The following is a 6370-nucleotide window of genomic DNA, read 5'->3' on the forward strand; positions in this document are numbered from 1 at the left end:
GACGGGGCCTTCGACAAGTCCGATCCTCCCAGCTCAAGGGCACTTTTCTTATGTGAACGATCAGGTCGGCTCAAATTCGCCATGAAAGCCGCAGGCTAAAGCGGGTGCCGCAGGTTCGAATCCTGCCGGGGGCACTTCGGCTACATAGGCGTTTCAGCCCTTGACCTGCGGTTTCTCAGCCGCAGGTCTTTTGCTTTGTGAACATTGATAGGCAGCACACGGTGCCCGCATGCAACCGTACGACCATGATCAGGGGATATACACGGGATGATCTTGGTGGCATTTTCCCAGGTCAAACCGTGATTCTGGGGCGTCCGGCGACCCGCTACGACCGCCCGGGCACCGTGCAGATACAGCCGTTGTTCGTGCCAACGACATGCCTAGCTCCGGCTTGCGATGCACGCTCCCGCTCAGGATGCGGGCCGCGCATGGCGTTGAAGTGCGTTAGCTCCAGCAGACCGGTGAGCTCGGCGACCCAGGCACCCGGGCGTGGCCGGCGCTCGGCATTGTAGGCGGGGGCCAAGCGCAGGCCGGGTCTTGCATGCGTAGGAACGCCGGTGCGCGATCACCGGGCGACAGGATCCGACCGGTCCTGCAGGCGGCCCACATCCGCCCTGTCGCAACAGGCGGCGAATATCGCCTGGACAACGGGCTACTTCTCGGCTCGACGTGCACACGCTGATTGATCGCGGCTATCTGGCGACCGATCCCAAGCATCGACTGGTCGTCAGCCCGAGACTGCGCGAGGAGCTCGAAACGGCGAAGAGTTCTACCGTCAGGCCGGACAGGAGATCAACGTTCCGAGCCGGCCCCGAGACCGGGCCCCATCCCGAGACTCTCGAGTGGCACCTCGACGAGGTGTTCTTACGCGTGTAAGCACTTCGGACCGCTATCCAAACGAGGCAGGCCCCAACGTATAACGCGGCAACAGCGATCCAACGCATGAATTCGAGGGCGGGGTGTTTCCATGCCCGCTCGGCATATACATTGCCGTTCTCTAACTAGCCCTTGTTAGAGTTAAATCATGGGTAGGACACCTCGCATGACTATCCCCACCCAACTCGTCCTCCGTGCCCTCCTCGAAGACCCCACACGGGAGATGTACGGGGTGGAGATCTGCCAAGCTGCTGGCCTCGCTCCCGGTACCATCCACCCGATCCTCGCCCGCTTCGAGGGCATCGGCTGGCTGGAGTCTCACTTCGAGGATGCCGACCCGCACAAGCTCGGCAGGCCACGCCGCCGCTACTACCGCCTGAGCCGTGACGGCGTCGCAAAAGCCCGTGACGCGCTCTCGCCCATTGCCACCCGATGGATGAACGCCCTTCGCACCGATGGAACCGCGAGCGGCTGATGAGAGCCCACGACAGCAATCGCGAACGCGTCTGCCATTCGACGGCGGTGACGGAGATCCTCGACGGAGTCTCCAACCGTGATCTAGCCACAAACGCCATCTACAGGCTGGCAGAGATCCTTAGGAAGGTCAGCCTGTTGCAGGAGCATCATGATGATCCTTGCGAGGTGCCGGGCTGTGACCCAATCGACCAATGCCATCCAGACTGTGCCATCGCGCAGGACGCACTCACTCTGAGCAGAGACACAACCATCGCTCAAGCGCTAGTGGAACGACTCGGCGAGAACCTCTCTCGCACGATCACATTCATGCCATTCCGGTCTCCCTCGCTCAGCATCCTGTCAGAAGTGGCTTACCTCATCGATGGCTTGCGAGCGGCCGACCAATCCACCTACGTGCTAAACGTGGCCGATATGTGGCATGGCGGGGGCTGCATGAAGCTTTATCGGGGTGATGGATTTCTGAGGCTACGACAAGATCTGGACAAAGTGATGCGAACGGCCAACCTCATACTTCCCGTCCTCGCCTCAGCCGGTGAGCCCGATCGCCGAGCTGCTCCAGGAGGAATGAGAGCTCACGCGGCCGAGTGGATCCTCCTCCAGCTTGTACGTCAGCTCCCCGTCCGACACCGCATGCGTTTCGCCGAGGAGTTTTATGCCGAGCTGCAAACTCTGGCTAATTCACGCCGCGGACCCACTCTAATGATCAAATACTCGTTCTATCAGTCCCTACGCATATGGCAGTTACGGATGGCCCTACAGTCACACGCTACGCCATATCTGGTCCAGCGAGCTATCCGCTGGCTGCTCGTCTCGGAATGGCGAACTTGGGGTCTCCTCGGCCCACTGGTGGTCTTTGCCATCGTCAATGTGTTCCTCCAACAGGGCTGGGGCTCGGCCTTCTTCACCATCCCCGCCGTCGTGGCCTTCTACGCGGGCGTTGAGTGGCTGCGAAGCCGCTGGGGCGTGAAGGTCAAAGCACTCAGACGTAATCGCACCACCTCGGATAAGTGAACACGCGAAAGCGCGTTGGCCTAGCGGTAGGGCAGCCATGTTCGGCGTCGCTGACACGGGCCTAGCGGAGGGGGCGCCGGCTGTGCACCCGATTCCGCCAACGGGCGCCGCGCCGCCGCGGCGATCCAGTCTGGCGCCGTTCAACCTGAGGCTGGCACCGATGTGGGCGTTTATCAGGCGCACACCGCCATCGGCCCGCAGCCGGTCGGCGATGAGGCGACCATCGATGACGGCGTTGTCGGCATTCAACGCGTACGAGTCGCCGACAGACACAGCGTAGGTGACCTCTGCAGAGGCGTCCGCGCCCGAGTCCGGGCGGGCTGGGGCGCCGTGCAAGTCGGCGTCCTCCAGGGTGACCGAACCCGTTACACGCAGCCCACGCAGCACCACCGGGCCATCCGCGCGCAGGCCATGGTCGAGTTCCAGGCTGCCGTCCACATTGAGCCCGTCGGCAGCCACCGCGACGCCGGAGGAGTGCGGGCCGACCACCGCCGCACGCAGCGAAACATCACCGATGCACGCGCCCGGTCCAGCCTGATCCCGCCGGAGACGATATTGCGGTAGAAGTTGAGGATCCCGTCCAGCCGCAACCGGGCTCCATTGAAGCCGGGCAGGCAACTGTCGACAATCCTTACCGTCTTCGTGGTCGCCTCCACCAGGCGTAATTCGCTGTCGAAGAAGCATCCTTCGCACGACAGCGGATACTCGACGGTCGCTCCCATGAGGTCGAGCCGCCCGACGACGCGCGCGCCCCGCAACCTGATGGGCGGCGACCAGCCGGGGTCGGCCTCGGTCACCCCCAGAAGCAGCGCCTTGATCACCTCGGCCCTGACCGTCCGCACCAGGTCCCAGGACTCCCCGCAAGTCGAGTCGTCCTCCTTGGCTTTTCCGGTACGCAGATCCAGCCATGCACCGCGCACAAAAGCCGCCAGCACAGCGCGTTCCGCACCGCGCAGCTCACCGAGATTCGCCTCTATCGCCACCGTCTCATCGAAGACCGACCAACCCAGCCCGGCAATCCGCGGCTGAGGGCGGCTGCCGGGCTGACGGCGGAAGAACCGGTAGACAAGCGACAGCAACACCGAGCGATGGTCGTAGCCGCTGCATTGATCATGCAGCAAACCCCAGTTCAGGGCACGCAACCGTGTTTCCGGGCAGGACAGGGCCCGGGTGGAATCATCGGCGTTCCACACCGGGGGAGGCCCGACCCCTGCTCAGGCCAAGAAGTCCTGGGACGTGGAGATGGTGACGATGGCGCCGACCGCGGTGATCGTCGTCGGTCCAGCCAAGCGCAGCCAGTACAGATCCGGCAGGCCCTCGAAGCGGGTCACCAGGGCATCCGCTTCGGCGGGCCACGCCGCGGGCGTGCGCAACAGTGGCGTGAGGGTGATGTCGTCTACGAAGGACGACTCGATGTCGGGACCCTTGTCCACGGCGATGTGCCGCACGTCTTCCAGCAGCAGACTCACCATCGGCCATCTCTGGGTCTGAACGATCTTGATGTCGAGATGGTCGCGCTCGCCGAGAGCCGTGAAACTCACCATGTCGAGGAAGCCGCCGACGCAGTGCGCAAGCACCGCGCCGGCTCGCTCGCAGGTCTTCTCGACCGTGTTGCCTGCCATCACGTGCTCAGCATTGCAAATTCTCACCGGTGTCGTGCGACAAGGTCTTGTTGCCCTCCTGGTCCCAGCGCTGGGTACCGTTCTTCTCGTTGGGACCCCTGACGATCGCGCTGGTCCGGGTGATCCGTCCGTCCTCGAGCCTGACCGTCACCTTGCTGCCGTCCGCCGCCTTGTAGGTGGCATAGGCTCCGCTCTTGGAGATCGCCTGGAGCTCGAATCCGTGCCTCTCCAGCACCGCGTCGGCAGCGGTCTGAGTCATGCCGGTGAGGTTCGGCACGCGAGCCGACGACGGTTTCGGCGGGTCGTCGTTGTGGACCAGGACATCTGCCGCGCCAGCCTGAACGTGGTAGGTGTGGCTACCGGCGACCGCCAGGTTGTGCACCGCCTGAGACCCGCTGGTCCATTTCGCGACCGCGGCGACCTGCACGTACGTGCCCGCGCTCGTGCGCAGCCACGTACCCGGCTCCAGGTGTGTCGCGGCCGTCCACGCCTGGCGGTCCGCAACCCAGAACGGGTGCTCGTCAGTGGCTACGAGCACGCCGGTCGCGGTACCGGCGGCACCGTCGGTGTCGACCGTGATGCGGACGAGGTTCTTGACGCCTGATCCGGTGATGACGGCGATCACAGGTTGCGCTTGGCTGCGCCCGGTGGCCGGGTCGGTGGCGATCACCCGGCCGCATCACCTCTCGACTCGATGGGCGTGGCCGGTCGACGCAGACGAGGCCGGTCGAGCGAGCCCGAATCGCGCCTAGAGGGCTCCTGGATCTGACCTGACCCTGCATGAGCGAAGCGGCGAGAGGACAGTTCGCTGTGACGTCACCAGCACGACCCCCTCGTGACGGGGTGGGCTGAAGGCAGGGGCAGCCGCAGGGGCTAGCCTCTCGCCTCCCTGTTGTCAGGGGGTGGCGTGTATGACGGCGATGGCGATTTCACCGCTGACAGCGTGAGCCGCGACCACGGGCGCCACCACGCTGTCGACAATGACCGTGGCCTGGCCGGCTGATCCGGACGTGTAGCTCACGCCGTCGACCATCGCCTCCTCAGCGACGACCACCGCTCCCCCGGAGCTGCTCCTACGGCCAGGCACGTGGATGAGCTGAACCCGTTCCCCTTGCCGCAAGTCATAGGGAGCCTGGCCCGGCTTGAACGCCAGCCCCACCCTGACAGTCTTTCCCGCGACCGCCTTGCCGTCACCGCCCATGACCATCGCGCGAGTGAGCAGCGTCCCCGGCAGTACCGTAACCGTCGCCACGGTCGCTGCAACTTGATCACGCTGCGACCAGGGCCAATACGTGGCCCCGTCGTCAGCGATCCGCGCCTCCTGCAAGGAGCCGCTGCCGAAGGGCTGACCAGCGCCGACCCGCCCGGTGACACGGATGACGGACATACGTTCATCGGCCCGCATTACCAGCATCATCGAAGCCAGGGCACCGCCGAGCACCAGCAGCACAGCCAGCGCAGCAAGCCCAGGGCTGCGCTGACGAGACCACTGCGGCAACTCACGAGAAGCGACTCCGGTCAACACGCCGCTTTCTCCCATCGTTCGCCGAAGTTCGGAGCCTTGCTCTCAGAAGCTGCGAGCCGGGTTGCACCAGCGCAACGAACCACCTTCGGGATCGACATCCGGGCCGTAGCAGAACTTGGCCCGCTTGATGGAGCCGAAGAACACCGAATCCAGCACACATCCACGCTTCGGCCCGGCCTGCAGGAGGATCGTCCGACCGATGGTCGTCTGATACTCCACGGCCACTTTGTTCTCATCATCGAGGCGATCACACAGTGCAACATCTTTACGGTTGGTGCTGATCTCGACGTCCCCGAGCCGCCCGTACCCGTCGTTCCACGACCGTTCCGATGCCCGTACGGGACCGGCTACCAACAGCGCGGCAAACATTCCAGTCGCAATCAACGCCCAACGCGGCATCGCATCTCCCTTCCGATCACGACGCCACATCATGTCACTCTCGGTGACGCAATACAATCAGAAAGTAGCAGGACAGATGAGTGCACGCCCTACTACGGCAACGGCGCCGGCCTTCGACTGCACGTCGATGCCGATGGCGAGACGATCGGATATCACCAAGCCAGAGCTACGGCGCAACCGGCCAGGGCCAGAGCCTCTCCCCTGCGGCCTGTGCGCCGACCTCGGCCCGGGTGATCAACCAGACCCGCCAGTGGCGGCCGATAAGGGACGTGGGAGCCAGCCAGAACGTTCCCTCGCCATCGTGATCAGGCACCCTCAACAAGCCCACCCAGCTGAAGAGCCGCAGTACATAGGCCACCCGACAGGAGGTTGTCACTTCAGGTGTGTAAAGATCGTTTCTGAGTGCTTGTGAGCGGTCTTTACTTGATGCGGCCTGGATAGGCGATGTCGAGTTCGATGA

8 protein-coding genes are annotated in these 6370 nt (G+C 64.1%); 2 read left to right on the forward strand and 6 right to left on the reverse strand.

Annotated elements, in window-relative coordinates; all coding sequences use genetic code 11:
* Positions 1 to 1042: 1042 nt before the first annotated feature.
* Together AB0C28_RS55935 and AB0C28_RS55940 are read left to right on the forward strand one after the other, a co-directional pair.
* Positions 1043 to 1351, forward strand: coding sequence for a PadR family transcriptional regulator (locus tag AB0C28_RS55935; RefSeq protein ID WP_358085676.1), 309 nt, complete (start codon positions 1043 to 1045; stop codon positions 1349 to 1351).
* On the forward strand, positions 1351 to 2364 hold the full coding sequence (locus AB0C28_RS55940; RefSeq protein WP_358085679.1) for a hypothetical protein: 1014 nt from the start codon (positions 1351 to 1353) through the stop codon (positions 2362 to 2364). Before AB0C28_RS55935 ends, AB0C28_RS55940 begins: the two co-directional genes overlap by 1 nt.
* A 365-nt stretch (positions 2365 to 2729) precedes the next feature.
* On the opposite strand, the gene AB0C28_RS55945 is transcribed toward AB0C28_RS55940, so the two are convergent.
* From AB0C28_RS55945 to AB0C28_RS55970, 6 genes are all read right to left on the reverse strand, one after another.
* A complete protein-coding gene (locus AB0C28_RS55945; RefSeq protein WP_358085682.1) occupies positions 2730 to 3557 on the reverse strand; it encodes a hypothetical protein in 828 nt (275 codons plus the stop codon).
* Between the two features lie 21 nt (positions 3558 to 3578).
* Positions 3579 to 3989 carry a hypothetical protein gene (locus AB0C28_RS55950; protein WP_358085685.1) on the reverse strand — a complete coding sequence of 137 codons (411 nt, stop codon included), beginning with the start codon at positions 3987 to 3989 and terminating at the stop codon, positions 3579 to 3581.
* Positions 3990 to 3993: 4 nt separating this feature from the next.
* Positions 3994 to 4656 carry a polymorphic toxin-type HINT domain-containing protein gene (locus AB0C28_RS55955; protein ID WP_358085687.1) on the reverse strand — a complete coding sequence of 221 codons (663 nt, stop codon included), beginning with the start codon at positions 4654 to 4656 and terminating at the stop codon, positions 3994 to 3996.
* Between the two features lie 225 nt (positions 4657 to 4881).
* On the reverse strand, positions 4882 to 5511 hold the full coding sequence (locus AB0C28_RS55960; protein WP_358085690.1) for a hypothetical protein: 630 nt from the start codon (positions 5509 to 5511) through the stop codon (positions 4882 to 4884).
* 42 nt (positions 5512 to 5553) lie between these two features.
* Positions 5554 to 5910, reverse strand: coding sequence for a hypothetical protein (locus AB0C28_RS55965; protein WP_358085693.1), 357 nt, complete (start codon positions 5908 to 5910; stop codon positions 5554 to 5556).
* 166 nt (positions 5911 to 6076) lie between these two features.
* The coding region (locus AB0C28_RS55970; protein ID WP_358085695.1) for a hypothetical protein at positions 6077 to 6370 on the reverse strand (294 nt) is incomplete at its 5' end.

This window comes from Nonomuraea sp. NPDC048892 (assembly GCF_040649735.1).
GTDB lineage: Bacteria > Actinomycetota > Actinomycetes > Streptosporangiales > Streptosporangiaceae > Nonomuraea > Nonomuraea maheshkhaliensis.